30 protein-coding genes are annotated in these 25,052 nt (G+C 67.3%); 11 read left to right on the forward strand and 19 right to left on the reverse strand.

From position 1 onward, the window contains the following. Positions 1-51: 51 nt before the first annotated feature. Both grpE and WFK61_RS02900 read left to right on the forward strand, forming a co-directional pair. On the forward strand, positions 52-654 hold the full coding sequence (grpE, locus tag WFK61_RS02895; RefSeq protein ID WP_336810018.1) for a nucleotide exchange factor GrpE: 603 nt from the start codon (positions 52-54) through the stop codon (positions 652-654). A gap of 4 nt (positions 655-658) precedes the next feature. Further along, complete coding sequence (locus tag WFK61_RS02900) at positions 659-1,279, forward strand: trimeric intracellular cation channel family protein (RefSeq protein ID WP_336810019.1); 621 nt, start codon at positions 659-661, stop codon at positions 1,277-1,279. On the opposite strand, the gene WFK61_RS02905 is transcribed toward WFK61_RS02900, so the two are convergent. From WFK61_RS02905 to WFK61_RS02915, 3 genes are all read right to left on the reverse strand, one after another. Then, positions 1,276-1,899, reverse strand: coding sequence for an alpha-ketoglutarate-dependent dioxygenase AlkB (locus WFK61_RS02905; RefSeq protein ID WP_336810020.1), 624 nt, complete (start codon positions 1,897-1,899; stop codon positions 1,276-1,278). The two genes, WFK61_RS02900 and WFK61_RS02905, sit on opposite strands and share 4 nt — an antisense overlap. Positions 1,900-2,167: 268 nt before the next feature. Continuing rightward, on the reverse strand, positions 2,168-2,974 hold the full coding sequence (dapB, locus tag WFK61_RS02910) for a 4-hydroxy-tetrahydrodipicolinate reductase (RefSeq protein ID WP_336810103.1): 807 nt from the start codon (positions 2,972-2,974) through the stop codon (positions 2,168-2,170). Positions 2,975-3,137: 163 nt separating this feature from the next. Next, positions 3,138-4,130: a Tim44 domain-containing protein gene (locus tag WFK61_RS02915; protein ID WP_336810021.1), complete on the reverse strand. Its 993-nt coding sequence runs from the start codon at positions 4,128-4,130 to the stop codon at positions 3,138-3,140. A 192-nt stretch (positions 4,131-4,322) separates the two neighbouring features. Between WFK61_RS02915 and WFK61_RS02920 the strand changes: the two genes are divergently transcribed. Continuing rightward, positions 4,323-4,622 (forward strand): hypothetical protein, encoded by a 300-nt coding sequence (locus tag WFK61_RS02920; protein WP_336810022.1) that lies wholly within the window; start codon positions 4,323-4,325, stop codon positions 4,620-4,622. Positions 4,623-5,214: 592 nt separating this feature from the next. Continuing rightward, complete coding sequence (locus WFK61_RS02925; protein WP_336810023.1) at positions 5,215-6,354, forward strand: extensin-like domain-containing protein; 1,140 nt, start codon at positions 5,215-5,217, stop codon at positions 6,352-6,354. Between the two features lie 9 nt (positions 6,355-6,363). On the opposite strand, the gene mepA is transcribed toward WFK61_RS02925, so the two are convergent. Next, the gene (gene mepA, locus WFK61_RS02930; protein ID WP_336810024.1) at positions 6,364-7,302 is read right to left on the reverse strand and encodes a penicillin-insensitive murein endopeptidase; all 939 of its coding nucleotides are present in this window, start codon (positions 7,300-7,302) and stop codon (positions 6,364-6,366) included. 117 nt (positions 7,303-7,419) lie between these two features. On the opposite strand from mepA, the gene WFK61_RS02935 reads away from it, so the two are divergent. Together WFK61_RS02935 and WFK61_RS02940 are read left to right on the forward strand one after the other, a co-directional pair. After that, complete coding sequence (locus WFK61_RS02935; RefSeq protein ID WP_336810025.1) at positions 7,420-8,400, forward strand: tripartite tricarboxylate transporter substrate binding protein; 981 nt, start codon at positions 7,420-7,422, stop codon at positions 8,398-8,400. Positions 8,401-8,490: 90 nt separating this feature from the next. After that, a complete protein-coding gene (locus tag WFK61_RS02940) occupies positions 8,491-8,661 on the forward strand; it encodes a DUF3309 family protein (RefSeq protein ID WP_336810026.1) in 171 nt (56 codons plus the stop codon). An 18-nt stretch (positions 8,662-8,679) separates the two neighbouring features. On the opposite strand, the gene WFK61_RS02945 is transcribed toward WFK61_RS02940, so the two are convergent. The 8 genes from WFK61_RS02945 to WFK61_RS02980 all read right to left on the reverse strand — a co-directional run bounded on the left by WFK61_RS02945 (position 8,680) and on the right by WFK61_RS02980 (position 15,945). Then, complete coding sequence (locus WFK61_RS02945) at positions 8,680-8,976, reverse strand: hypothetical protein (RefSeq protein ID WP_336810027.1); 297 nt, start codon at positions 8,974-8,976, stop codon at positions 8,680-8,682. Positions 8,977-9,016: 40 nt separating this feature from the next. After that, positions 9,017-9,964 (reverse strand): bifunctional Delta(1)-pyrroline-2-carboxylate/Delta(1)-piperideine-2-carboxylate reductase, encoded by a 948-nt coding sequence (gene lhpI, locus WFK61_RS02950; RefSeq protein WP_336810028.1) that lies wholly within the window; start codon positions 9,962-9,964, stop codon positions 9,017-9,019. Beyond that, a complete protein-coding gene (locus tag WFK61_RS02955; RefSeq protein ID WP_336810029.1) occupies positions 9,964-10,302 on the reverse strand; it encodes a LapA family protein in 339 nt (112 codons plus the stop codon). The genes lhpI and WFK61_RS02955 overlap by 1 nt, the downstream gene beginning before the upstream one ends. Before the next feature lie 178 nt (positions 10,303-10,480). Next, positions 10,481-10,765 (reverse strand): integration host factor subunit beta, encoded by a 285-nt coding sequence (gene ihfB, locus WFK61_RS02960; protein WP_199085290.1) that lies wholly within the window; start codon positions 10,763-10,765, stop codon positions 10,481-10,483. 28 nt (positions 10,766-10,793) lie between these two features. After that, the gene (gene sppA, locus WFK61_RS02965) at positions 10,794-11,765 is read right to left on the reverse strand and encodes a signal peptide peptidase SppA (RefSeq protein ID WP_336810030.1); all 972 of its coding nucleotides are present in this window, start codon (positions 11,763-11,765) and stop codon (positions 10,794-10,796) included. A 71-nt stretch (positions 11,766-11,836) separates the two neighbouring features. Beyond that, a complete protein-coding gene (locus tag WFK61_RS02970; RefSeq protein WP_336810031.1) occupies positions 11,837-13,126 on the reverse strand; it encodes an Hsp70 family protein in 1,290 nt (429 codons plus the stop codon). 241 nt (positions 13,127-13,367) lie between these two features. Then, entirely contained in the window at positions 13,368-15,071 is a 1,704-nt protein-coding gene (rpsA, locus tag WFK61_RS02975) for a 30S ribosomal protein S1 (protein ID WP_047579771.1), read from the reverse strand. A gap of 307 nt (positions 15,072-15,378) precedes the next feature. After that, positions 15,379-15,945: a hypothetical protein gene (locus WFK61_RS02980; protein ID WP_336810032.1), complete on the reverse strand. Its 567-nt coding sequence runs from the start codon at positions 15,943-15,945 to the stop codon at positions 15,379-15,381. Between the two features lie 188 nt (positions 15,946-16,133). Here WFK61_RS02980 and WFK61_RS02985 point away from each other — a divergent pair, with 188 nt between their 5' ends. The 3 genes from WFK61_RS02985 to WFK61_RS02995 all read left to right on the forward strand — a co-directional run bounded on the left by WFK61_RS02985 (position 16,134) and on the right by WFK61_RS02995 (position 18,195). Further along, entirely contained in the window at positions 16,134-16,691 is a 558-nt protein-coding gene (locus WFK61_RS02985) for a LemA family protein (protein WP_336810033.1), read from the forward strand. Between the two features lie 100 nt (positions 16,692-16,791). Continuing rightward, positions 16,792-17,853: a M48 family metallopeptidase gene (locus WFK61_RS02990; RefSeq protein WP_336810034.1), complete on the forward strand. Its 1,062-nt coding sequence runs from the start codon at positions 16,792-16,794 to the stop codon at positions 17,851-17,853. A gap of 78 nt (positions 17,854-17,931) precedes the next feature. After that, on the forward strand, positions 17,932-18,195 hold the full coding sequence (locus tag WFK61_RS02995; protein WP_336810035.1) for a hypothetical protein: 264 nt from the start codon (positions 17,932-17,934) through the stop codon (positions 18,193-18,195). Positions 18,196-18,214: 19 nt separating this feature from the next. Here the strand turns inward: WFK61_RS02995 and WFK61_RS03000 are convergent, their stop codons facing one another. After that, positions 18,215-19,138 carry an NHL repeat-containing protein gene (locus WFK61_RS03000; protein ID WP_336810036.1) on the reverse strand — a complete coding sequence of 308 codons (924 nt, stop codon included), beginning with the start codon at positions 19,136-19,138 and terminating at the stop codon, positions 18,215-18,217. Continuing rightward, on the reverse strand, positions 19,117-19,725 hold the full coding sequence (locus WFK61_RS03005) for a 2-hydroxychromene-2-carboxylate isomerase (RefSeq protein ID WP_336810037.1): 609 nt from the start codon (positions 19,723-19,725) through the stop codon (positions 19,117-19,119). The genes WFK61_RS03000 and WFK61_RS03005 overlap by 22 nt, the downstream gene beginning before the upstream one ends. Positions 19,726-19,971: 246 nt before the next feature. Between WFK61_RS03005 and WFK61_RS03010 the strand changes: the two genes are divergently transcribed. Next, positions 19,972-21,204, forward strand: a complete 1,233-nt coding sequence (locus tag WFK61_RS03010; RefSeq protein ID WP_336810038.1) for an argininosuccinate synthase — start codon at positions 19,972-19,974, stop codon at positions 21,202-21,204. Between the two features lie 101 nt (positions 21,205-21,305). Here WFK61_RS03010 and WFK61_RS03015 read toward each other — a convergent pair whose 3' ends face one another. Beyond that, positions 21,306-21,590: a GIY-YIG nuclease family protein gene (locus tag WFK61_RS03015; protein ID WP_336810039.1), complete on the reverse strand. Its 285-nt coding sequence runs from the start codon at positions 21,588-21,590 to the stop codon at positions 21,306-21,308. A gap of 174 nt (positions 21,591-21,764) precedes the next feature. Here WFK61_RS03015 and WFK61_RS03020 point away from each other — a divergent pair, with 174 nt between their 5' ends. Next, positions 21,765-22,121 (forward strand): hypothetical protein, encoded by a 357-nt coding sequence (locus WFK61_RS03020; protein WP_336810040.1) that lies wholly within the window; start codon positions 21,765-21,767, stop codon positions 22,119-22,121. A 65-nt stretch (positions 22,122-22,186) separates the two neighbouring features. On the opposite strand, the gene WFK61_RS03025 is transcribed toward WFK61_RS03020, so the two are convergent. The 4 genes from WFK61_RS03025 to fabB all read right to left on the reverse strand — a co-directional run bounded on the left by WFK61_RS03025 (position 22,187) and on the right by fabB (position 24,963). Then, the gene (locus WFK61_RS03025; protein WP_336810041.1) at positions 22,187-22,432 is read right to left on the reverse strand and encodes a DUF2188 domain-containing protein; all 246 of its coding nucleotides are present in this window, start codon (positions 22,430-22,432) and stop codon (positions 22,187-22,189) included. A 53-nt stretch (positions 22,433-22,485) separates the two neighbouring features. After that, positions 22,486-23,319 (reverse strand): enoyl-ACP reductase FabI, encoded by an 834-nt coding sequence (gene fabI / locus WFK61_RS03030; RefSeq protein ID WP_336810042.1) that lies wholly within the window; start codon positions 23,317-23,319, stop codon positions 22,486-22,488. 136 nt (positions 23,320-23,455) lie between these two features. Beyond that, complete coding sequence (locus WFK61_RS03035) at positions 23,456-23,728, reverse strand: DUF3303 domain-containing protein (protein WP_257735364.1); 273 nt, start codon at positions 23,726-23,728, stop codon at positions 23,456-23,458. Between the two features lie 8 nt (positions 23,729-23,736). After that, positions 23,737-24,963 (reverse strand): beta-ketoacyl-ACP synthase I, encoded by a 1,227-nt coding sequence (gene fabB, locus WFK61_RS03040; protein ID WP_336810043.1) that lies wholly within the window; start codon positions 24,961-24,963, stop codon positions 23,737-23,739. Between the last annotated feature and the right edge of the window lie 89 nt (positions 24,964-25,052).

Genomic DNA, 25,052 nt, shown 5'->3' on the forward strand with positions numbered 1-25,052 from the left:
AACCGATATCCACTTCGCTCGAAAATGCTGAGAAAGGGACGTGACGATAAAATGACGCAGAATCCTGCGACGGAAGACCCCAACCTCGAAGCCGGCGCGGACGCGCCCGAGCAGGCGGCCACCGCCGAGGCAGGCCTCGCGGCGCAGTTCGCCAAGCTCCAGGCCGAACGCGACTACCTCAAGGACAAGCTGCTGCGCACCCTCGCCGAGATGGAGAACCTGCGCCGCCGCACCGAGCGCGAGATCGCCGATGCCAAGGCCTATGCCGTGACCAGCTTCGCGCGCGACATGCTCGGCTCCTCCGACAATCTGCGCCGGGCGCTGGAAAGCCTGCCGGCCGACGCGATGAAGGCGGCCGATGCCGCAGTGAAGGCGCTGCATGAAGGCGTCGAGCTGACCGAACGCGAACTGCTGAAGACGCTGGAGCGCCACGGCGTGCGCCGGATCGATCCGCAGGGCGAGAAATTCGACCCCAACCTGCACCAGGCGATGTTCGAGGCGCCCGACGCCACGATCGCCAAGGGGCTGGTCTCGAAGGTCGTTCAGATCGGCTACAAGATCGGCGAGCGCGTGCTGCGCCCGGCCCTGGTCGGCGTCTCCGCAGGCGCGCCGAAGGCGCCGGACGCGCCGGCCGGCGAACCGACCCAGCACTGACGCCGTGTTCGAGGCCGCCGGCGTCGCCATCTTCGCGCTGACCGGCGCCCTCGTCGCCGCCCGCAAGGGTATGGACCCGTTCGGCTTCATCCTGCTGGCGACCGTCACCGGCGTCGGCGGCGGCACCTTGCGCGACGTGCTGCTTGGGCGCGGCATCTTCTGGGTGCGCGACCCCAGCGACGTCATCGTCTGCACGACGGTCGCGCTCTGCGCCTGGGGGCTGGCCTATATCAGGCCCGGTGTCCTCGAAGGCTGGGCCGGGCGCAAGCTGCTGCTCTGGGCCGACGCCGCCGGCCTCTCGCTCTTCGCCGTAATCGGCACGCTCAAGGGCCTCGACGCCGCCGCGCCCGTGCTCTCGGCCGTCGCGCTCGGCGCGATGACCGCGACCTTCGGCGGCATCCTGCGCGACATCCTGGCCGGCGACCGGCCGATGGTGCTCTGGAGCCGCGATTTCTACGTCACCGCCGCAACCGCAGGCGCCGCGATGACGGCGCTGCTCACCGGGCTCGGCTTCTCCGGGCCAACCGTGATGCTCGGAGGCATCCTAGCCTGCTTCGGCCTGCGGGCCGGCTCGCTGCTGTTCGGCTGGTCCTTCCCGAACCTGCCCGGCAAAGCGCCGGACTAGGGCTTCGGCTTCGTCACCCGCCGCATCGTCAGATTGATCCGGCCGCCTTCCGGCAGCAGCGTCGACGAACCCGTCAGGATGCGGTCGATGCCGTGATAGGCCAGCCGCGCCTCACCGCCGAAGAGCAGCACGTCGCCCGAAGCCAGCTTGAGCGAGGTCGTCTTGCCGCCACGTGTCGTGCCGCCGATGCGGAAAAGCGCTGCGTCGCCGAGCGAGACCGACAGGACGGGCGCATCGAAATCCTGCTCGTCGCGATCCTGATGCAGGCCCATCTTGGCGCCGGCGGCATAGAAATTGACGAGGCAGGCCTCGGGCGGATGCGGATAGCCGGCCAATTCCTGCCAGAGATCGAGCAACGGCGCCGGCATGATCGGCCAGGGCTCGCCTGTCTCGGGATGTTCAGGCTGGTAGCGATATCCGTTGACATCGGACACCCAGCCGAGCGAGCCGCAATTGGTCATTCGGACCGAGAAGGGCGTGCCGCTCTTCGGCATGCGCGGCTGGAAGAATGGCGCCTTGCGCGCGACCGCCCTGAGTTCCGCCACGAGCGCGGCCTGCTCCTCCGGCGCCAGCTTGCCCGGCCAGTGGACGACGCCCGGCGCGACGACAACCCGGGTCATGGTCTAGGGTCTGCCTTCGCTATGGACATGGTTTTGACGCCGGCATTTTGATCGGCGGGCAGGAGCGTGGCCGCAGCAAACCGTCCGGTTTGCAAGGCTGCGCGACGCACCAGCCGATCAAAAGGCCCGCGCCCCGAAGGGGTCGGGCCAAAATACCCGACAACTGCGTCAGTCCCTTGCCCGATGCAGAGAGCATCGGGCGGCGGGCTCTTCCTTGTTCTCGGGTATTTTGGCCCGATCAAAACCGTGTCCATAGCGAAGGCAGACCCTAAAGCACATCGAGGCCGAGAACGTCGGCCATCGAGTAAAGGCGCGCTTCACGCCCCCTGCCCCAGAGCGCGGCCTTGACCGCGCCCTGCGCGAAGAGGCTGCGATCCTCGGCGACATGGGCCAGTTCGAGCCGCTCGCCGGCGCCTGCAAAGATCACCTTGTGATCGCCGACGACGGTGCCGCCCCGCAGCGCCGCGAAGCCGATCGTGCCGGGCTCGCGCGCGCCGGTGATGCCGTCGCGGCCGGCGACGCGCGCCTTCGCGAGATCGACGGCGCGGCCCTCGGCCGCCGCCTCGCCGAGCAGCACGGCGGTGCCGGAGGGCGCATCGACCTTCATGCGGTGATGCATCTCGACGATCTCGATATCCCAGTCGGTACCGAGCGTCGCGGCGACCTTGCGCACCAGCGCCGCCAGCAGGTTGACGCCGAGGCTCATGTTGCCGGAGCGGATGATTGGCGTGCGCTTCGCCGCCTCGGCCAGCTCGGCCAGATGCCTGGGCTCCAGCCCGGTCGTGCCGACAACATGCAGGATGCCGGCCTCGGCGGCGAGCTTGGCGAAGGCGACCGTCGCATCCGGTGCCGTGAAATCGAGAACGCCGTCGGCGGCAGCGAAGGCGGCAGCGGCATCGCTCGTCACCTTGACGCCCGACGCCGGCAGGCCGGCGAGAACCCCGGCGTCATCGCCGAGCGCGGCGGAGCCCGGCCGCTCGATCGCGGCAACGAGCGTGCAACCTTGAGCCTGATCGATGGCGCGGATCAGCATCCGGCCCATCCGCCCGGCGGCACCGACGACGACGAGACGCATATCACTCATGGAAGGCGGGCTCCGGGCTGGTTCTGCGGCGAAAGCAGATGCCTTCGCCAGTAGCGCAATAGGCCCCGCTCCGCCAGCCGCCCACCCGAAAGCCGCGCATAGCAAAACGGCCGGGTTGCCCCGGCCGTTTCTCATTCTCTCACGCTGTCGGCGGTCAGGCCGCCTGCTGGATGCCCGAGAGCTTCCAGGCGCCGCCACGCTCGCGCACGAAGGTCCAGTACTCGCTGACCTCCTGGGTCTGCGTGGCGCTGCCGTCAACGATCTTGCCGGTCTTGCGGTCATAGGCCGCGTTGATCAGGCTGAAGCGCATCGCGACGGTCGCGTAGTCGAGATTGCCCTCGTTCCAAGCCTGCGAGAGGTCGCCCTGCAGCAGCTTGACGTCGGAGACGCGGTCGGCGACGCCGCGGCGGGCGTTGTCGCTCAGGTCCTCGTCGAAATAGCCGAACATCTCGGTCGTCGTCCGCTGGCGCAGACCGGCCTCGTCCTCGTTCGAGTAGGCGGTGTTGATCTCGCCGAGCAGGCGCTCGAACGCGTTGAAGTCGTCGCCCGACAGCTCGATCGGCTGCGGCTGAACGGCGGCAGCAGCGGCGCCGCCACCGAAACCGCCCATGCGGGCAGCGGCCGGCTGCGGCTGCGGCGCATCATAGCCCTGGCGGGCATAGGGCGCGCCCGCGCCGGCGAGCTGCGGCTCGGAACGGCGGCGGAAGAAGCGGATGGCGAGCATGATGATGCCGGCGATCAGGCCGATCTGCAGCAGGAAGCCGAGCATGCCGGCGAGCGAAGCCAGCCCGCTGAAGAAGCCGGAGCCCGAGAGCAGGCCGAACAGGCCCGCGCCGAGCAGGCCGGCGCCGATGCCCATCATCATGTTGCGCGCGAAGGACGGACGCGCGGCCTGCGCCGCCGCACCGGCGGCCGCGGGGCCAGCCATTGAGGGCGAAGCCGGCGAGGCCGGAGCCGAGCGCTGGAAAGTCTGGGCGCCACCCGGCGTCGTATTGGTCGACGGCGGCGCGCTATTGGTGAACGATCCACGGCTGCCCGAGCTGCGGCCACCACCCGGACGGGCTTCGGCAACGAGCGGCACGAGCAACAGGGCCCCGGCGACCAGGGCGACGGCACGTCCACGACGGGCGAGCGAAATCAGAGACATTGTTCCTCCCGGAGCCCACAATGGGCCCACCGCCCGACAATATGGAGAGAGCCGACACCCCGCGCAAGGCCCCTCCCGGCTAACAGACTGAAAAGCCTTACTATTTCAAATCAGCACATAATTATTCGTTGCAATCGGACCGATATGCTAAGCTGGCGAGCCGCCTCGCCCTGCGAGGCGCGGGAGAGAGCCATGACCGAATCCGGACCGAGGCCTCACCGATACCGCATGCTGAGCTGGATGCTCGCGATCGCGGTCCTGTTCCTGCTGAGCGAAGCCGCGGCGGCCGGAGACGCTGCAATCGCGCTCGACAAGCCGCGCCTGGCCCAGGCGCCGGAGCCGCTCTGCTTCTGCTGGAACGACGGCCGCAAGATCGCGGAGGGTTCGATGTCCTGCATCAGGACCACGCAGGGGCGCAGGCTCGCGACCTGCGGCCGCGTCGTCAACATGATGTCCTGGGACGTCACGGAAACGGCCTGCCCCGAGAGCTGATCCGGCCCCCTCGACCTGCCAGCCCACATAAAAGCGCCGCCGGGATTTGTCCCGGCGGCGCTGTTTTTCATGGCTCTTGTGGTCCTAGCGACTTCGAGACTGACCCGTTGTCAGAACGCTCCCAGAACGATCGCCATCATGAAAACGAAAGCCGCACCCATGACCAATCGGTCGAGACGTAGCGTGACACTCATCACACCCTCCTGTGTCATTGACCTGTTGTGGAGGCTACCAGAACTGACGAAGGCCGCAAGGGGGCGGCATCGTGGCGGGGCCCGGGCGGAGGCTAGATCACCCTTAATCATCGGTTAAATCATTGAATAGATTTGGGGATATTTCTCGCTGCGCGATTTCGCCGCGAGCACTCTCCAGCGCGTCGCCACGGCTTCGCCATGGTTCGACCTGCGCGCCCGGCACGCTGATCTTGCCGACATCCAGAAGGCGGCCTCGCGACACGAAACGGGCACTGGTTAAGGCCGGAAAGGCGCCATTAAGGCCCGGTTCACCACGGCGCCAAAGTTAATCCGCCTGTGGCGGCCAGGGCGCAGTCGGTTGAGAAACCGTTCACCAAGCGCTTCGCATTTGAATGGTCATGCGACGCGCTCATCTCGCCCTCATCGCACTCGGCCTCGTCGGCGCAGCCGGCCTTGCGGGCTGCGGCAAGTTCCAGAAGCCGCAACGCGCCGCCTGGCGCGACCAGGCGGAAGCGGCCTGCATGGCCTCGCGCCAGGTGCAGATCTCGTCCTATGTCAGCCTGCGCGGCAAGCCGATCGACGGGCCCGGCACCTGCGGCATGCAGCAGCCGCTCAAAGTCTCGGCCTTCTCCAACGGCGGCATCGGGCTGACCAGTTCGGCCACCCTCTCCTGCCCGGTCGTCGCGACCACCGACAAATGGCTCGCCGAGGTGGTGCAGCCGGCGGCGATGAACGTGCTCGGCGCCCAGGTCATCGAGTTGCGGGCCGGCTCCTATTCCTGCCGCGCGATGAACAACGGCACGGGCACGTCCCGCACCTCGGAGCACGCCTTCGGCAATGCGGTCGACGTCTTTTCCTTCCGGCTCAACGACAACCGCGTGATCACGGTGAAGGACGGCTGGCGTGGTTCGCCCGAGGAGCAGAACTTCCTGCGCGAGGTCTTCGTCGGCGCCTGCGAGCATTTCTCGACGGTGCTCGGCCCCGGCGCCGACCCGATGCATTACGACCATTTCCACATCGACCTCGCTCGGCACTCGAAGGGCCGGCACATCTGCAAGCCGGTGATCAAGTACACGCCGAACTACAACCTGCAGCCGCCGGACCCGGCGCGGCCCTATGCCTCGTCGCAGACGCTGCCGCGCGGCGTGACGCCGGCCGGCACCATGGTCGCCGGCGGCGGGCTGATGCGGCAGCCTAGCGAGGGCCTGCGTCCGCCCGGCTCCGTGCAGGGCGGCTATCCGGTCGCAAGCTACGGCCGCGGCGGCCAGCCTCAGGGCCTCGATGCGCAGCAGCGCTTCCTCGAGCAATACGACGCGCGCCAGCCGCAAGGGCGCTACCAGCCGCAGCCCTTGCCGAGCGAGAGGCGCGGGCCGCTGGCCCTGCCCGGCGCCGTCGAGCCCTCCGAGGAAGAGGCCGCCTTCGGCGATGGCGGCGGCTCCGGCGTCATGGACCAGCAGGATTCCGAGGAGGCGTTGCCGATCAATCCCCGCAACGACCCCTTCGCCTACAGCTCCGGGCGCGTACCGCCGCGGCGCTGATCCGCGCGCTCAGCGCGAGACCAGCACCTGCCGGCATTCCGGCGGCAGGGCATCGAGCGACATCGGCGGCTTCGGCTTGGGCTTCGGGCCGGGCTTGGGCTTCGGCGGATTGAAGATGGCGTTGCGCTGGCGCTCGATCCAACCATTGAGCTCCTCGCCGCAGCCATCGCCGAAATTCGGCGGTTCCTGGCCCTGACAGCTCGCCATGCCGGCCGGGCAGGCCAGCCGGATGTGGAAATGATAGTTGTGGCCCCAGATCGGCCGCACCTTCTCCAGCCAGCTCTTGTCGGCGCCGGCCTCGCGGCAGAGCGCCACCTTGAGCGCCGGATTGACGAAGATGCGCTCGACCTTCGGCTCGGCCGCGACGGTGCGGATCAACCGGGTATGGGCGGGCGTCCAGTGGCGCGGATCGACGTCGCGCCAGTCGGAGCGGGCCATGTTGACCGCCGACATGTTCTCGCGCTGCTCGCGATCGAGCCGGCCGCGCGGCATCGGCGTCAGCCAGACATCGGCATCGAGCCCGATCTGGTGCGAGGCATGGCCGGTGAGCATCGGGCCGCCGCGCGGCTGCGACATGTCGCCGACGAGAAGCCCCGGCCAGCCGGTGATGCGCGGCACGTCGCGGGCGAGCTTCTCCAGATAGTCGATGAGGACCGGGTGGCCCCAGTTGCGGTTGCGGTTGAGCCGCATGACCTGCCAGCTCGGCCCGTCGACCGGCAGCGCCTCGGCACCGGCAAGGCAGCCGCGCGCATAGGAGCCGATGGCGCGGGCCTGCATGCTGGCCGGCTCGGTCTTCTGGCCGAAGAGCGAACGGGCGGCATCGGGCCAGGCCGCGATATTGGCGGCGCGGGTCTTCGCCTCCTGATCCGCGGTCGACTGGGCGTGGCCGATGGCCGGCAGGAGGGCGAACGGCACCAGAAGGGCCGCGATTCGGGAGATGCTGCGCATGGCCGGAGAATCGCCGCGCCCCTCCCCCGCGGTCAAGCGCGATGGCTGGACAAGCGGCGCGGCGAATTGCAGCTTTGAGCAAAGGCGACGCGAGACGCGCCATTCAGGGAGATATCGATGACGGCCATGATCGACCGCCGCAGTGTTCTTGCCGGCGCAGGCGCCCTTCTCGCAGCGCCGAGCACAGGGCTCGGTCAGCAATCCTGGCCGCAGGGCCGGCTGCTCAAGCTCGTGGTGCCGTTCCCGCCGGCCGGCGCGACCGACGTGCTGGCGCGGCTCGTCGCCGACAAGCTCGGCCAGACCTGGGGCACCAATATCGTGGTCGAGAACCGGCCGGGCGCCGGCGGCAATATCGGCACCGACGCGGTCGCCAAGGCCGAGCCGACCGGCGACACCTTCCTGATCGTCTCCGTGGGCATGGCGACCAACCAGTACCTCTACCAGAAGCTGACCTACGACCCCGCCAAGGACCTGGCGCCGATCACCATGGTCGCGATGGTCCCCAACCTGCTCGTCGCCAACAAGACCTTGCCGGTGAACAATGTCGCCGAGCTGATCGCCTATGCGAAGGCCAATCCCGGCAAGCTCACCTATGGCTCGTCCGGCGTCGGCACCTCCGTGCATCTCTGCGGCGAATTGTTCCAGAAATTGACCGGCACCAAGATGGTGCATGTGCCCTATCGCGGCACGGCCCAGGCGACGCAGGACCTGATCGGCGGGCGCATCGACCTGATCTTCGACAACATCCCGCAGGCGCTGCCGCATGTCCGCGCCGGCTCGATTCGCGGCTTCGGCATCACCACGGCGAAGCGCTCGCCGACGGCGCCGGACTTCGCGCCGATCGCCGATACCGTACCGGGTTTCGACGTTTCCTCATGGTTCGCGCTGTTCGCGCCGGCCAGGACGCCGCCCGCCGTCATCGCCAAGATCCAGGCCGACACCAAGGCGGGGATCGCCGACCCGGCCGTGCGCGCCAAGATGGATGCGCTGGCGGCGGAGCCCGTCGGCAACAGCCCCGAAGAGCTGGGCGCCTTCCTGCAGGCCGAAATGAAGCGCTGGGGCGACCTGATCAGGGAGGTCGGGCTCAAGGTGGAATAACCCGCGCTCACGCTGCGGAACCGAGGGTTCGCAGCCGGCGTTTCCCGTCAGACCGCGTCCGCAACGGGCGCCACGAAACGGGAGTTCGCCATGTCCACCGTCCTCATCATCGTGCTGCTCGTCCTGCTTCTGGGCGGCGGCGGCTATTACGGCCATCGCAGCTACGGATCGGCGGGGCTCGGCGGCGTGCTCGGCCTCGTGCTGACGATCGTGCTGATCCTGTGGCTGCTCGGCGCCATCGGCGGCGCGCGGATCGCCTGACGAGACGGCCGCAGCCGGTCAGGCCACGTCAGGCCGATCGGTTGCAGCCGGCTCGGCCGCGATCTTGGCGCAGATCGCCTTGAACAGCGCCGCCGACCGGCACTGGCTCTGGATCCACCACAGGTTAAGCGCGACCAGACAGGCCAGGGCGAGCGCGACGGCCGTGACGTCGCCGATCCAGGCGCCATAGGTGCCGAACAGCACGACCGGCGCGAGATAAGGCAGGGACGAGAGAAACGCCGGCAGGAAGCCCGCATCCGCCGCGGCCGCCTGAGCGACATAGCTGCGCTCTTCGTCCGTCAGATCGATCGCCACCGGCATCCCTCCCCGGACTGAAGCAGCATTCTGCTTAGGCTTAGGCGCGGCGCTCCCAGACGGCGACGGCGGCCGCCAAATCCTCGAGCGCGACGCCGACCGACTTGAACAGCGTGATGCCGCCGCCCTCGACCGGCCCGGCGATCCGGCCATGGCAGAGATCGGCCAGCGTGCCCGCGATCCTGTCGGCGCTGTAGCTGCCCTCGGCGATGGCGACAGCGACGTCGCCGCCTTCGTCGATCGCCTTGCTAGAATCGACGACGACCCGCGCACGATGCAGCGCATCGGCATCGGCCTCGCGCATCTGCATGGTGAAGCCGCCGATCAAATCCAGATGCGCCTCGCGCTTCAGCCAGTGGCCGTGGATCAACGGCTCGGTCGCGTTGGTGGCGCAGGAGATGATGTCGGCGGTGCGGGCCTCGCCTTCGAGGTCGGTCGTGGCGCGGGCCTCGATGCCGTCCTTGGCCAGCTCGGCGACGGTGGCCTCGGCGGCTTCGGGCCGCCGCGCCCAGACGGCGATCTCGGTCAGCGGACGGACGGAGCGGTGCGCCTTGATGATGAAGGGCGCGAGCGCGCCGGCCCCCACCATCAGCATGCGGCTGGATTCGGGGTTCGACATGTAGCGCGAGGCCAGCGCCGAGGCCGCGGCCGTGCGCCAGGTCGTCAAGCGGTTACCGTCCATCACCGCGAGCGGCTTGCCGGTCGCGCCGTCCATCAGCAGATAGGCGCCCATGACGCCCGGCAGGTTGCGCTTGCCGTTGCCGAAGAAGACCGAGACGATCTTGGTGCCGATATAGGGATTGGCGACGTCCGGCCCGCTCCAGGCCGGCATGGTCAGCAGGATGGCGTCGGTCTCGTCCGGGCGCTGGATCGCATACTGGCCGCGCTTGGGCGCGATGACCTCGCTGCGGAAGGCGTCGTCGAGGATGTCGATCAGGCCGGGATAGCTCAGGGCCGCGTCGATCTCGGCCACATCGAAAAGTCGCATCAATTCCGTCCGTTGGTCAGTGCCGGCAGCGCGGAGTCGGGCACGGCCGAACGCAGCGCCTGGGTTTCGGAGCGCAGCGCCTCCGCCTCGCGGCGGTTGCGGCGCGCCGCCTTGCGGTGCTTGCCCTGCGCGATCCAGGAGGCCAGGCCGCCGACGAGCACGCCGACGGCGATGGCAGCCAGCACCACCGCGAACAGCGGCAGCTCATAGGACAGCATGGGCAGGTCGCGGCTGAAGGGATCGAGCGAAACGCGTACCGCGCCGCGATTGGCGACCGAGAACAGCACGATCACCAGCGCGACGGGAACCAGCACCAGCGCCTTGAAAAAGGCCTTCATCGGGATCGTTCCCTTTGCATCTGCGAGCCCTCAGCCTGAGGAGCGAGCCGGTGGGGCTTGTGTCTCGATGGACACTCCAGATACCTCCGGAGCCTCCTGGATCATCCTTCGGGACGCCGTTCCGCGGCTCTTCGGGATGAAGGCTGGAACTGGGACCAGCCTTGAAAAGCGCCTGCGCTCAGTCCTTGCCGTTGAGGCGCAGCCGCAGCTCCTTGCCCGTCTTGAAGACGGGCACGAACTTCTCCTCGACCTCGACCGCATCGCCCGTGCGGGGATTGCGGCCGATGCGGGCCGAGCGGCCCTTGCGCGAAAAAGCGCCGAAGCCGCGCAGCTCCACCCGGTCGCCCCGCGCCAGCGCCTTCACGATCTCGTCCAGGATGGCTGAGACGATGTTCTCGATGTCGCGCTGGTAGAGGTGGGTGTTGCGGTCGGCGATCCGCTGAACGAGTTCGGATTTAATCATCGCTGGAGTATAACCATTTGTATCAACATCACTTTTCAGCGGCAGGCTGCCAGAGCGCCAAGGGCGCGTCAAGCCGCAAGCCGACCGGCTGATCCGCCGCGCGCGCGATCGTCGCCGCGAGCGCGTCGAGGCCGGCGCCCCGCGCCATCGCCTCGGCCAGGCTCCACAGGCCCAGCGACGAGGATTCGCTGCGGCGGCGCCAGTCGCGGACCTTCAGGTCCTTGGCGACGCTCTTCTCGCGCTCCATCCAGGCAATCGCCTCGGGCTCCCCGCCGATCTGGTCGACGAGCTTCAGATTCACGGCCTGCCGGCCGGAATGGACGCGCCCGTCGGAGACCGTGGCGACCTCGCCCTCGGCGAGATGGCGGCGATCGCGGACCATGTCCTTGAACCAGATGTAGTTGTCGTTGACGACGCGCTGCAGCGCCTCGCGCGCCTCGGGCGAGGTCGGCTCGAAGCCGCTCGGCGCCGCCTTAAGCGGGCTCGACTTGATCGACTCGACCTTGACGCCGACGGTGTCGAGCAGGTTCGAGACGTTCGGGAACTGGAAGAGCACGCCGATCGAGCCGACGAGCGAGGTCTGGCGGGCGACGATGCGGTCAGCGCCCATCGCAGCGATATAGCCGCCCGAGGCCGCAACGCCGTCGACGACCGCGACCATCGGCTTCTTGGCGGCGAGCTGGCGCAAAGCCGTGTGCAGCGCCTCGGAGCCGGAGGTCGTGCCACCGGGGCTGTCGATGCGGAGCACGACGGCGGAAACCGCCCTGCTGTCCTCGACCGACTTGATCAGGTCGAGCGTGCGGCGATCGCCGGAGATGAAGCCGGAAACGGTGATGCGGGCGATATGGGCGCTCGACAGGCTGCCCGAACTGTCGCCCTTCCAGGCGAGACCACCGATCACCGCCGCGACGATCACGCCGAGCACGGCGAGCACGCGCCAGAGCGTCAGCTTGCGGCGCAGGCTGCGGCGGTCTGCGAGCAGATCGGCATCGGATGACATCGGAAGGCTCCTGAGGCTGGGTCCGTGATGTAGACCTGCAAGCCCAGCCGGGCAAGGCAGCTGGGCCGCCTTCAGGCCGCGACCGAGGCGCGCGCCCGGTCGAGCGCGAGCAGCGCGAGGCCGCTGGCGACCGAACGGAAGGCATCGCCGATATGCACCTTGCCGGCGCCGAAGCGACGGTCGAACAGGCTGCGCACGGCCGGAACATAGGAGGTGCCGCCGGTCATGAAGACCGCCTCGATGCGATCGCCACCGAGGCCGGCCTCGGCCAGCGCGCGATCGAGCGCGCTTTCGATCGCGCCGACATCGTCGCCGATCCAGCGCTCGAAATCGGCACGGCGGATCGGCTTCTCGATGCTGACGCCCATCTGGCTGAAGCTCAGCGTCGTCTCCTCCTTGTCGGAGAGCGCGACCTTGGCGGCGGAAACGGCGCGATAGAGTTCGTAGCCGAGATCGTATTCGATCACCGTCAGCAGGTCCTCGAGCTTGCCGGGCTCGACGGCCTCGCGGATCAGGGCGTTGAGCTCGGCCATGGTCTCGCGGCTCTTCATCAACGAAAGCTTGTGCCATTGCGCGAAAGCGGCGTGGTAATGGGCCGGCACCGGCAAGAGCTTGCCGAAGGAGCGGTAATCCGTGCCCTTGCCGAGCGCCGGCGACACCGCATGCTCGATGATGCGGTAGTCGAAGGTGTCGCCCGCGACGCCGACACCGGCATGGGAGAGCGGGATCGCCTCCAGACCGCCATTGCGGCCGGGCTCGAAGCGCATCACCGAGAAGTCGCTGGTGCCGCCGCCGAAATCCGCGACCAGCATGGTCTGCGGCGTCCTCAGATCACGGGCATACCAATAGGCGGCGCCGAGCGGCTCATAGGCGAAATCGACCTGGCTCATGCCGGCCTTGCCGTAGGAACCCTTCAGGCGACCGACAGCCAGCTCCTCGTCAGGGCGCTCGCCGGCGAAGACAACCGGGCGGCCGGAAACCAAAGGCAGCGCGTCATGACCCGGCAGATCCGCCGTGAGGTCGGACAGGAAGACGCCGATCAGGTCCTCCAACTGGAAGAGCTTGCCGAAGAGCCGGGTCTCCTGGAAGGCGCGGCTGGAGAGATGGGTCTTGAGCGATTGCAGGAAGCGATGCTCGGTCGTCATCCCCAGGGCCATGTCGAGCGCATCGGGGCCGCTGACATGGGTGATGCGGGTCTCAGGGGGGCGGCCCTCGCGCCAGAACATCAGCGCCGAGCGGTAGGCATCGACCGCGCCCTGCCTGGTGGCGAAGGAGCGCGTCATGACCGATCCGTCCGGCCCCGCCAGCGCGACGACGCTGTTGGTGGTGCCGAAGTCGATGCCGATGGCGGCGGGGGTCATGGCGAGCTCCTTTTATGTGGTGAGTGCGTTGTCATTCCGGGGCTTCGCGTCAGCGAAGAACCCGGAACCCACGACTGGACGAGCGTTCCCCGCCGCGGTGGCCAGGGCTCGCCCAGTCGTGGGTTCCGGGTTCGGCCCTACGGGCCGCCCCGGAATGACAACGTGGTTTCGAAACAAAAGCCCGCGCGGATCGCTCCGCGCGGGCCGAATTCAAAGGCCGGCCGCTTTCGCGGCCGAAACCTCACTTCTTGTCGGTGGCCTTCTTGAGCGCAGCGCCCAGGATGTCGCCGAGCGAGGCACCGGAGTCGGCGGAGCCGTACTGGGCCATCGCCTCCTTCTCCTCAGCCATCTCCAGGGCCTTGATCGAGACCTGGATCTTGCGCGCCTTCTTGTCGAAGAGCACGACGCGGGCGTCGATGCGCTCGCCGGCCGCGAAGCGCTCAGGGCGCTGCTCGGAGCGATCGCGAGCCAGCTCGGCGCGCTTGATGAAGGTCATCATGTCGGTGTCGGCGATCTTCACGTCGAGACCCGACTCCTTCACCTCGACCACCTCACAGGTGACGATCTGGCCCTTCTTGAACTCGCCGGCATCCACGAAGGGATCGCCGCCGAGCTGCTTCAGGCCGAGCGAGATGCGCTCCTTCTCGACGTCCACGTCGAGAACGACGGCCTGCAGGACGTCGCCCTTCTTGTATTCCTCGATGACCTGCTCGCCCGGACGGTTCCAGTCGAGATCCGAGAGATGGATCATGCCGTCGATATCGCCTTCGAGACCCAGGAACAGGCCGAACTCGGTCTTGTTCTTGACCTCGCCCTCGACCGTCGAGCCCGACGGGTGCTGCTCCGCGAAGAGCTCCCACGGGTTGCGCAGGGTCTGCTTGAGGCCCAGCGAGATGCGGCGCTTGACCGGATCGACCTCGAGGATCGCGACGTCGACTTCCTGCGAGGTCGAGACGATCTTGCCGGGGTGGACGTTCTTCTTGGTCCAGGACATCTCGGAGACGTGGATCAGGCCTTCGATGCCCGGCTCCACTTCGACGAACGCGCCGTAGTCCGTGATGTTGGTCACGCGGCCCTTGAGGCGGGTGCCAACCGGGTAACGCTCGGCGATGCCATCCCACGGATCGGCCAGCAGCTGCTTGATGCCGAGCGAGATGCGGTGCGTGTCCTGGTTGATCTTGATGATCTTGACCTTGACCGTCTGGCCGATGGTCACGACCTCCGACGGGTGGTTCACGCGGCGCCACGCCATGTCGGTGACGTGCAGCAGGCCGTCGATGCCGCCGAGGTCAACGAACGCACCGTATTCGGTGATGTTCTTGACGACGCCGTCGATGACCTGGCCCTCTTCGAGCGAGGCGACGAGCTCGGAACGAGCCTCGGCGCGGGTCTCTTCGAGGACGGTGCGGCGCGACACGACGATGTTGCCGCGGCGGCGATCCATCTTGAGGATCTCGAAGGGCTGCGGCTGGCCCATCAGCGGGCCGACGTCGCGGATCGGACGGATATCGACCTGCGAGCGCGGCAGGAAGGCCACGGCGCCGTCGAGATCGACGGTGTAGCCGCCCTTGACGGTGTTGAAGATCATGCCGGTGACCTTCTCGCGGGCCTCGAAGGCCTTCTCGAGCTTGACCCAGCTCTCTTCGCGGCGAGCCTTGTCGCGCGAGATGACGGCTTCGCCGAGCGCGTTCTCGATCCGGTCCAGATAGACCTCGACCTCGTCGCCGACGTTCAGTTCCTGGTCACGGCCGGGGCCGGTGAATTCCTTGAGGGCGACACGGCCTTCGGTCTTCAGACCGACGTCGATGATCGCCATGTCCTTCTCGATCGCGACGACCTTGCCCTTGATGACGGAGCCTTCGAGGGCCTCGTTACGGGTGAAGGACTCTTCGAGCAGGGCGGCGAAATCCTCGCGACCCGCGCTGTAGCTTTCAACTGCTGACATGTAATCTCCTGGGAGCCGGCCGCGTATCCCGCGGATGTCCGGCCTGAGGCGCCGTGGTTGGTGCTGCGATCCGGATCGCGGCCGTCGGCACCTCCTCTCGGAGGTTTCCGCCTCCCCGTCAGACGGGGCCGGCGAAGGCGCCAGGACCAGCGGCTCGATCCGTATCCGGGCGGCCCAGCTCAAACACGAAACGGGAGCAGGTCCTGGAGACCGCCCCCGGCGCATGATCGATCACGGCCCTTCGGACAGGGGCGATGTAATGCAAGCGGACCCTCAGGGCAAGGCGAAACCCTGCCCCGAGGCCCGATTATGATCCGGGACGCAGCAGCTTGTAGCGCTTGTGCGTCAGGCAGCTATCGACCACCAGCGCGTAATCGGCCGAGGCCTTCTCCACCGCGGCCGCGCCGCTCTCCGCCGTCGCCCCGCCGACCGACTGCACCGCATTGGCGGCGCCCGCCAGCACCTGGGCCTGCCGGAAGCCCGGCACGGGGATATAGCTCGCCAGCGTGCCGGCCACCGCGATGGCCGTGCCGGTCTGCTGCTGCTGCGTCGCCCGCTTGATCGCCGCGAGCTGCGGCGAAGCCTGCTGCCGGCAGGCGGTGAGGTCACGCTGGTAGCGATCGGGATTGACGCGATGCATGTCGACGAGCGGCTCGTAGACGGAGGCGCCGGGGTCCTCCATCGGCACGGCCGCAGCCGTGGCGCTGGAAGCCAGACGAGGCCCCGCCCCTTGCGCCGGAGGCAAGGCCGGCGCCGGCGGCAAGGCCGGTGCCGCCGGCAAGGCCGCCGCGACGGGTTCAGGCCCCTCGGATTGCGCCGTCTGATTGCAAGCAGAAACGGTCAGCGCCAGCAGCGCCGCCGCAACAAACCTCATCGCCCCATCCCCTGCTCTTGCGGATACATTGATCCTTGACTGCCCGCGCGCCCCATCTCTCGCTACGGTAGTGGCAAAAACAGAGCATAACGCTACGTCATATTCAATATCCGCTGGAATCGCTTCCCCAGCACCGCCTGCCATGCCAGTCTGCACCGCAGGTTTCACGGCATTCGCGGGAGCATTTCATGGGCTGGGCCATTCTGGGGCTGATCGCCGTCCTCGTCGTCTACCTGATCATGACCTATAACGGGCTCGTCGCGATGCGGCAGCGCGTCAACCAGGCCTTCGCCGATATCGACGTGCAATTGAAGCAGCGCCACGACCTGATCCCGAACCTCGTCGAGACGGTGAAGGGCTATGCGACGCATGAGAAATCGACGCTCGACGCAGTGATCGCCGCGCGCAACGCGGCCCAGGGCGCGACCGGCGTGCACGACAAGGCCGCCGCCGAGCAGCAGCTTTCCGGCGCCGTCGGCCGGCTGCTCGCGCTGGGCGAGGCCTATCCCGACCTCAAAGCCAGCGCCAACTTCCAGCAGCTGCAGGTCGATCTCGGCAATGTCGAGGACAAGCTCGCGGCGGCGCGGCGCTTCTTCAACAATGCGGTCGGCGAGTTCAACGCCGCGATCCAGGCCTTCCCGGCCGTGCTGTTCGCACCGCAGATGGGCTTCGCCCAGCGCGAGTTCTTCGATGTCGGCGAGCAGACCCGCGCGCAGATCGAAGTCGCGCCCAGCGTGAAGTTCTAAGGAGCTGCTTGAAACTCTAGAGCCCTCATCGTTCGAGACGCCACTGCGCGGCTCCTCAGGATGAGGGCTTGAACTTGTTCGAACAGCCTGTGAGGGAGCGATGGCCGAGGCCTTCGGGCTCTACACCCACCAGCGCAACAACCGGATCAGGTCGAACCTCCTGATCGCCGGGCTCTTCCTGCTCGTCTATCTCACCGCCTGGGGCCTGCTGCTCGTCGCCTTCGGCTATGGCGGCGTGCCGCGCGGGCGCACCGCCTTCGGCGAGGCCGGCCGCGTCTTCCGCTCCTGGTTCCCCTTCATCACCGCGGGCGCGATGCTCTGGGTGTTCATCGGCTTCCGGATGAATGTCGCGATGATCAACGCGGTCACCGGCTCAAAGGGGCTCGCACGGGAGGACAATCCCAAGCTCTACCGGATGCTGGAGAATCTCTGCATCTCGCGCGGCCTGCCGATGCCGAAGCTCGCCATCATCGAGAGCGACGCGCTCAACGCCTTCGCCAGCGGCGTCAACGACAGCCAGTTCACCGTCAGCGTCACCACCGGATTGCTGGCCCAGCTCAACGACGCCGAGGTCGAGGCGGTGCTGGCGCATGAGCTCACCCATATCCGCAATGGCGACGTCCGGCTGATGGTGATCGCCGTGGTGATCGCGGGGGTGGTTTCCTTCGCCGGCGAGCTCGTCTTCCGTGGTTTCGGGCGCAGCCGCATCAGGATGTCCTCGGACGACGGCAAGAAGGGCAACGGCCTCGCGATCATCATCGGCATCGCGGTTATCGCGATCTCCTGGTTCCTGGCGATCCTGATCCGCCTGTCGCTCTCACGCTCGCGCGAGTATCTCGCCGATGCCGGCGCAGTCGAACTGACGAAGAATCCGGACGCGATGATCTCCGCGCTGCTGAAGATCTCCGGCCGGGCCGATATCGAGGGCGTTCCATCAGGCGTGATGGACATGTGCTTCGAGAACGACCCTGACGATTTCGCCGACCTGTTCTCGACCCATCCCTCCGTCACCAAACGCGTGCAGGCGCTGGTCGAGACCGCCGGTGGACGGATGCCGGCGATGCCGCCCCATCCGCCGAAGATCGGCGAACGGCAGGACCTGCCGACGATGGTCGAGGAAACCGCGGCGCGCGGCCCCTGGCAGAGGCCCCCAGCCGGGTAAGCCATCTGCATCGCGCGGATCGTGGACGATCGCCGCGACCTCAATCTATCTTACCCAAGGTCAAGATGGAGAACGGCGATGAAAGCGGCCCTCGCGATCACGTTCGGCCTTTACGCCCTGTTGGCGGGATATCAGACGGCCGGCGCGCAGGAAGCCTGTCAGGCGGCGCGAAGCTCGTGTTCGCAAATGAACGCCTCCTGCGAACAGAAATGCCAGGCGGGCAATAACCCCAGCGCCTGTGTGGCCCGGCTCTGCGCAGTCCCCTTCAGCGGATGCAAAGCCAACGGCATCTGGAAATCGGCTTCCAGCCCGACCTGCCTGAAGACAAACAACCGGAGCTGATCCCAGCAAGCGCCAGCGCTCAGGCGGCGAGCTTGCCCGCGTCGATCTCGAAGACCAGCGGATAGAAGGTATTCCAGCGGTTCCAGCGCTGCGTACCGGCTTCGCCGACGGCCCAGAGCTTGCCGTCACGCGCCAGCCCGAGATCCTCGATGCCGCCGGGAGCGGGATAGCGCGCGAGCGTGGCGCCGGTGGCGGGGTCCAGCTGCGTCAGGAAGGCCGGCCGGTTGCCGGAGCTCTGCGCGATCCAGACCTTCCCCGCCTTGTCGAAGGTCGCGCCTTGCGCGAAGAGCGGCAATGGCAGGATGGCCCGGCTATCCGCGAGCCCGATCGGCGCCTCGCTGCCGGCCAGGATGCGATCGACCGGGACGGCATGAAGATTCGGCGCGCCCTCGCGACGGTAAGGGCCGAACCAGAGCGCATCGCCCGAGGCCGTCAGGAAGGACGGCCCCATCGCCTTGTCGACGCGCACTTCCTTGAGCGGAGCGCACTCGCCGGTGCGGCAGGATTCCTTGAAGTCGAGCGCCAGCAGCCGGCCGGAATTGGCGACGAACAGCGTGCCGCGGAGATTGGCGAGGCCGCCGGGATGGCCATAGGTCGCCGGCAGCGCGAAGCTGCCGAGCAGGCGTCCGTCGCCGCGCGCGAGCCGGAATACCCGCGCCGGGCCGTTATCCTGCTCGCGATCGGTGCTGCGGTAGCAGGCGATCAGGATCTCGTCGCCGAAGACCGTGAGGCCCTGCGGCACATAGCCTTCGTTGAGGCCGGGTGACCAGTAGCGGCGGCCGATCGCCGCGGCGTTCGGCACCGCCGTCAATTCACGGGTGTCGTATGTCGGCGCCTCTCCGGGCAAGGCCTGACGCGCCCGCGCCGCCGGGGCCAGGCAGAGGCCGGCCGCTGCCAGCAGCATGCGGCGCCGGTCGAGGATCACCGCCCGTCCGTCGCCCATTCCAGCGCTTCCTCAAGGCGGTCGTCGCCCCAGAAGAGTTCGCCGTCGCCGGCCACGAAGAACGGCGCGCCGAAAATGCCGATCGACTTGGCATATTCGATCTCGGCCTTGAGACGGCCTTTGACCTCCTCGCTGCGCGAGAGCGGCAGCGCGACATTCGGATCGCTGCCGGCTTCCTTCAGCGCGGCGCTCAGCACCGCCTCCTCGGCGATGTTGCGGCCCTCGCAGAAATGCGCCCGGAACAGCGCCTTCGAGAAGGTCGGCGTCCAGCCGCCATCGCGGCCGGCCAGCGCCAGCCGTGCGGCCGTCAGCGAATTCTGGGGAAAATTCTCGGGCTTGACGATGGCGACACCCTGCCGCCGTCCGCGCCGCGCCGTATCGCGCCACATATAGCGGCCCTTGCTGGGATAGAGCGCGAAGGGAGAGGTGTTCCAGCCCTGCGCCGCGAAGATCGGCCCGAGCAGGAAGGGACGCCAGCGCAAGGTGACGCCGGCTTTATCGGCCAACTCTTCGATTCTGAGGGCACTCAGGCAGGAATAGGGCGACGCGAACTCATACCAGAAGTCCAGAACGGGACGATTCGGCATTCAGCCTCCGAACAGGTCGTCATGTCGTGTCGCGCCCGATCGAGCCTGCGCTCTTCGCAACGCGACCGCAAGCGCCGCGAATGGCGCCTGTGGAATGGAGGGACGACGCGCTCGCCCGCGCCCATCCATCACCGGACGACGCGGGATCGATCAGAAGGTTCCGATTGCTTCGCCCCGAACGCTGCGATAGTGCGCCATTGCGTCCGAAACGCGGCCCATGGGGGCTGCCAGAAGGAAAATGAACAGATGGCTGACAGCAGCGTGAAAAAGGTCGTCCTCGCCTATTCCGGCGGTCTCGACACCTCGATCATCCTCAAATGGCTGCAGACCACCTATCGATGCGAGGTCGTGACCTTCACCGCCGATCTCGGCCAGGGCGAGGAACTCGGACCGGCGCGCGACAAGGCGCTGCTGCTCGGCATCAAGCCGGAGAACATCTATATCGAGGACCTGCGCGAGGAGTTCGTGCGCGACTACGTCTTCCCGATGTTCCGCGCGAACGCCGCCTATGAGGGCGTCTATCTGCTGGGCACCTCGATCGCCCGCCCGCTGATCGCCAAGAAGCTGATCGAGATCGCCGAGAAGACCGGTGCCGACGCCGTCTCCCACGGCGCGACCGGCAAGGGCAACGACCAGGTCCGCTTCGAGCTGACCGCCTACGCGCTGAAGCCCGATGTCGTGGTGATCGCGCCCTGGCGCGAATGGGACCTGCGCTCGCGCGAGCAGCTGATCGCCTTCGCCGAGCAGCACCAGATCCCGATCGCCAAGAACAAGCGCGGCGAAGCGCCGTTCTCGGTCGACGCCAACCTGCTGCACGCCTCCTCGGAAGGCCGCGTGCTGGAGGATCCGGCAGTCGAGGTGCCCGACTACGTCTATTCGCGCACGATCTCGCCGGAAGACGCGCCGGACAAGCCGACGATCGTCACGGTTTCGTTCGAGAAGGGCGACGCGGTCGCGATCGACGGTGAGAAGCTCTCGCCCGCGACGCTGCTCGCCAAGCTCAACGATCTCGGCCGCGACAACGGCATCGGCCGTCTCGACCTCGTCGAGAACCGCTTCGTCGGCATGAAGTCGCGCGGCATGTACGAGACGCCCGGCGGCACGATCCTGCATGCGGCCCATCGCGCCATCGAGTCGATCACGCTCGACCGCGGCGCGGCGCATCTCAAGGACCAGATCATGCCGCAATATGCGGAGCTGATCTATAACGGCTTCTGGTTCTCGCCGGAGCGCGAGATGCTGCAGGCGCTGATCGACAAGAGCCAGGAATTCGTCACCGGCGACGTGCGCCTCAAGCTCTACAAGGGCGGCGTCCATGTCATCGGCCGGTCGAGCGACTACTCGCTCTACGACCAGGACCTCGTCACCTTCGAGGAAGGCGCGGTCGCCTACGACCACCGCGACGCGGCCGGCTTCATCAAGCTCAACGCGCTGCGCCTGCGCACGCTCGGCAAGCGCAAGAAGAAGCTGGGGCTCTGAGAGCCCGGTTTCGCGGCTGCTGAAGAGTGTCATCCCGTGCGCGCTGCGGCATACGAATGCCGCTGCGCAGACACGGGACCGCGTGACGAATAATGCTGAATTCACCCGGCGAGGTCAGACCACGCCGGGTTTTTCTTTTCGATCAGCGCGATCTTCCAGGCGCGGCGCCACTTCTTCAGAACCTTCTCGCGCTCGATCGCCTGGTTCGGCTCGTCGAAGGTCTCGACATAGACCAGCCGGTCGATGTTGTACTTCGCCGCGTGACCTTTGACCGCGTGGGCCTTGTGCTCCGCGATCCGGCGTTCGAGGTCGCTGGTGATGCCGATATAGAGCGGCCCGTCCTTGCGCGTGGCGAGGATGTAGACGGCATAGATGCGGGCGGTCATTCGGACCTCGCGGCAGAGCGAAACGGCCCCCTATCCTGCGTGCGGTCCCGTGTCTGCGCAGCGGCACTTCGCGCCGCAGCGCGCACGGAATGACACCCTTCAAAAGCGCCGCTTCGTGAACCGCCGGCGCGTTCGCGCGTTCAGCACTCACCGATCAACCTGAGTGCTCTCCGCATGCTTCGCTTCCTCGCCCCTGCCCTGATCTCCGCCGTCCTCTATGTCCCCGTCGCGGCGCTTGCCCAAGAAGTCCCACCGAAAAGCGAGAAGCCGGCGACGCCGGAGGTCGCGACCTGCAAGGCCGCCGCGCTGCAGGCGCTCCACGCCAAGGAGCCGGAGATCAAGGACATCTATATCGACGAGGATGGCGCCACGGTCGCGGTGTCGGAATCGAAGATCGAGGACATCGCGGTCACGCGCATCGTCATGGCCGAGGCCTATCTGCGGACCGATCGCTCGGACAAACCGCGCCGCTTCCTCTGCCTGCTCGGCGAGAAGAACAAGGTGCTGCTGACCTTCTTCACGGCGCGCTGACGCCCAAGAGCAAGCGAAAGGGCCGCATGGCGGCCCCATAGCCGATCATCGGGGCGAAAGCGCCTTCAGCTGCCGTCGACGACCCGGGTCGCAGGCCGGTCATGGCCATCCGCCAGCTCCTCGTGCCAGCGGCCGCTCTGGTCCTGATAGACGATGCCGTCGGTGCTGCCGGCCACGGTCTGGCGCGCGGCAGCGCGGGTCGCCGCCTTCAGCGCCGCGTCATGCGTCCGGAAGGTCTCGGACAGAGCCCCCTCGACCTTGTAGGCCCAGCCGCCGTCGTGCTCGACCACCTCGTATTTGACCATGACCATCGCGCACCCTCCTTTCGATCAAAGGAAACCGCGCCCCGGCCATGCGGTTCCGGCTAGTCGCCGTTGCCGCTGTCGGCCGCGCGCAGCGAATCCAGCGCCGGCATCGAGGTGATGTGATAGCCGGCATCGACATGATGGACGTCGCCGGTGACACCTCCGGAGAGATCCGAGAGGTAATAGAGCGCCGAGCCGCCGATCTCTTCAAGCGAAACCGACTTGCGCAGTGGCGAATTGGCGCGCTGCCAGGACAGCATGGCGCGGGCGTCGGAAATGCCGGCACCGGCCAGCGTCCGCACCGGCCCGGGCGAGAGCGCGTTCACGCGGATGCCGCGCGGGCCGTAATCGCCGGCGAGATAGCGCACGCTCGCCTCCAGGGCCGCCTTGGCGACGCCCATGACGTTGTAGTTCGGCATGATCCGGGTCGAACCGCCATAGGTCAGCGTGATCATGCTGCCGCCCTTGGGCATGCGCTCCGCCGCGCGCTTGGCGACCTCGGTGAACGAGAAGCAGGAGATCACCATCGTGCGCGAGAAATTCTCGCGGGTCGTGTCGGCATAGAGCCCCTTGAGCTCGTTCTTGTCGGAGAAGCCGATGGCATGGACGATGAAATCGAGCGTGTTGCGCTCGGGATCGCCGCCCCAGGCCTCGTCGAGCGTCGCGAAGGCGGCATCGACGGACGCGGTATCCTCGACATCGCAGGGCACGACCAGCTTCGAGCCGATGCTCTCCGCCAGCGGCCGGACGCGCTTGCCGAGCGCATCGCCCTGATAGGTGAAGGCGATCTCGGCGCCATGGGCGTGAAGGGTGCGGGCAATGCCCCAGGCGATGGAATTCTGATTGGCGACGCCCATGATGAGGCCGCGCTTGTTGTGCATCAGCGGGAGCATGGCAAACTCGGAAGGGACTTCGGGAACGGGTCCGAAGACGGGGGGAAACGAAGGAAAGTCGGCGGGTCGGTCTAACTCTGAACGGCGTATCAGCATTGCAGCACCGTTGCCGGCGCCGCCATCGGCAGCCCTTGGGCTAGTCGGTCTTGGTGATCGCGGCAGCGGCGGCCTTCGAAGTGGAGACCGGCACGATCTCGAAACGCACGAGGTCGTTCCATTGCAGGACCCATTCCTGCAGCAGGGCGATATCGTCGCATTCCATGATCTGGAAGCAGCGGCCGAGATCGGCCGAGACCCAGCTTTCGACATAGCGCACGCCGGCCGGCGCCATCCGCCCGCTATGCTGGAAGCGGGCGTAGACATCCTTCACGCGGGCCTGATCGAAATGCTCGATCACCATGAAGAGCATGGCGCTTCTCAGACCTCCAGGCGCTTCATCACGATGGTGGCGTTGGTGCCGCCGAAGCCGAACGAGTTCGAGAGCACGGTGCCGAGGCCCGCATTGTCGATGCGCTTGCGCACGATCGGCATGTCGGCGAAGGCCGGGTCGAGCTCGTCGATATGGGCGCTCTCGCAGATGAAATCGTTATTGAGCATCAGCAGCGAGTAGATCGCCTCCTGCACGCCGGTGGCGCCGAGCGAATGGCCGGTCAGCGACTTCGTCGCCGAGATCGGCGGCGCCTTGTCGCCGGCACCGAAGACCTCCCGGATCGCCTCGATCTCCTTGCCGTCGCCGACCGGGGTCGAGGTGCCGTGCGGGTTGATGTAGTCGACCTTGCTCTTCACGCCTTCGAGCGCCATGCGCATGCAGCGAACCGCGCCCTCGCCGGACGGAGCGACCATGTCGTAGCCGTCCGAGGTCGCGCCATAGCCGACGATCTCGCCATAGATCTTGGCGCCGCGGGCCTTGGCATGCTCCAGCTCTTCAAGGACGACGACACCGGCGCCGCCGGCGATGACGAAGCCGTCGCGGGCAACGTCATAGGCGCGCGAGGCGCGGGCCGGCGTGCCGTTGAAGTCGGAAGACATCGCACCCATGGCGTCGAAGAGGACGGAAAGCGTCCAGTCCAGCTCCTCGCAGCCGCCGGCGAAGATGACGTCCTGCTTGCCCCACTGGATCAGCTCGTAGGCATTGCCGATGCAGTGGTTCGAGGTCGCGCAAGCCGAGGAGATCGAATAATTGACGCCCTTGATCTTGAACCAGGTCGCCAGCGTCGCCGAAGCGGTCGAGGACATGCCCTTGGGCACGGCGAAGGGGCCGACCTTCTTCGAGGAGCCGCTCTCGCGCGCCTTGTCATAAGCGTCGATCAGGGCGCGGGTCGAGGGACCGCCCGAGCCCATGATGATGCCGGTGCGCTCGTTGCTGATCTCGGCGGGCTCCAGGCCCGCATCGACGATCGCCTGCTCCATCGCGACCTGATTCCAGGCCGAGCCGCCGCCATGGAAACGCATGGCGCGCCGGTCGAGCACCGTCGCGGGGTCAAGCGTCGGCACGCCCGCGACCTGGCTGCGGAAGCCGTGTTCGGCGAAATCCGGCACATAGGAGATGCCCGATTTGGCCGAATGCAGCGAGGCCAGGACCTCCTGCGTGTTGTTGCCGATGGACGAGACGATGCCCATCCCGGTGACGACGACGCGTCTCATGCTCGCTACTCCAGCTGTCAGCACGCGGCGGGACAGGCCCGGCCGCTTCTGGATTCATACCGCGCAAATGGACCGAGCGGCAGCTGCAC

It is taken from the genome of Allobosea sp. MMO-172 (assembly GCF_037147855.1).
Taxonomy (GTDB): Bacteria; Pseudomonadota; Alphaproteobacteria; order Rhizobiales; family Beijerinckiaceae; genus Allobosea.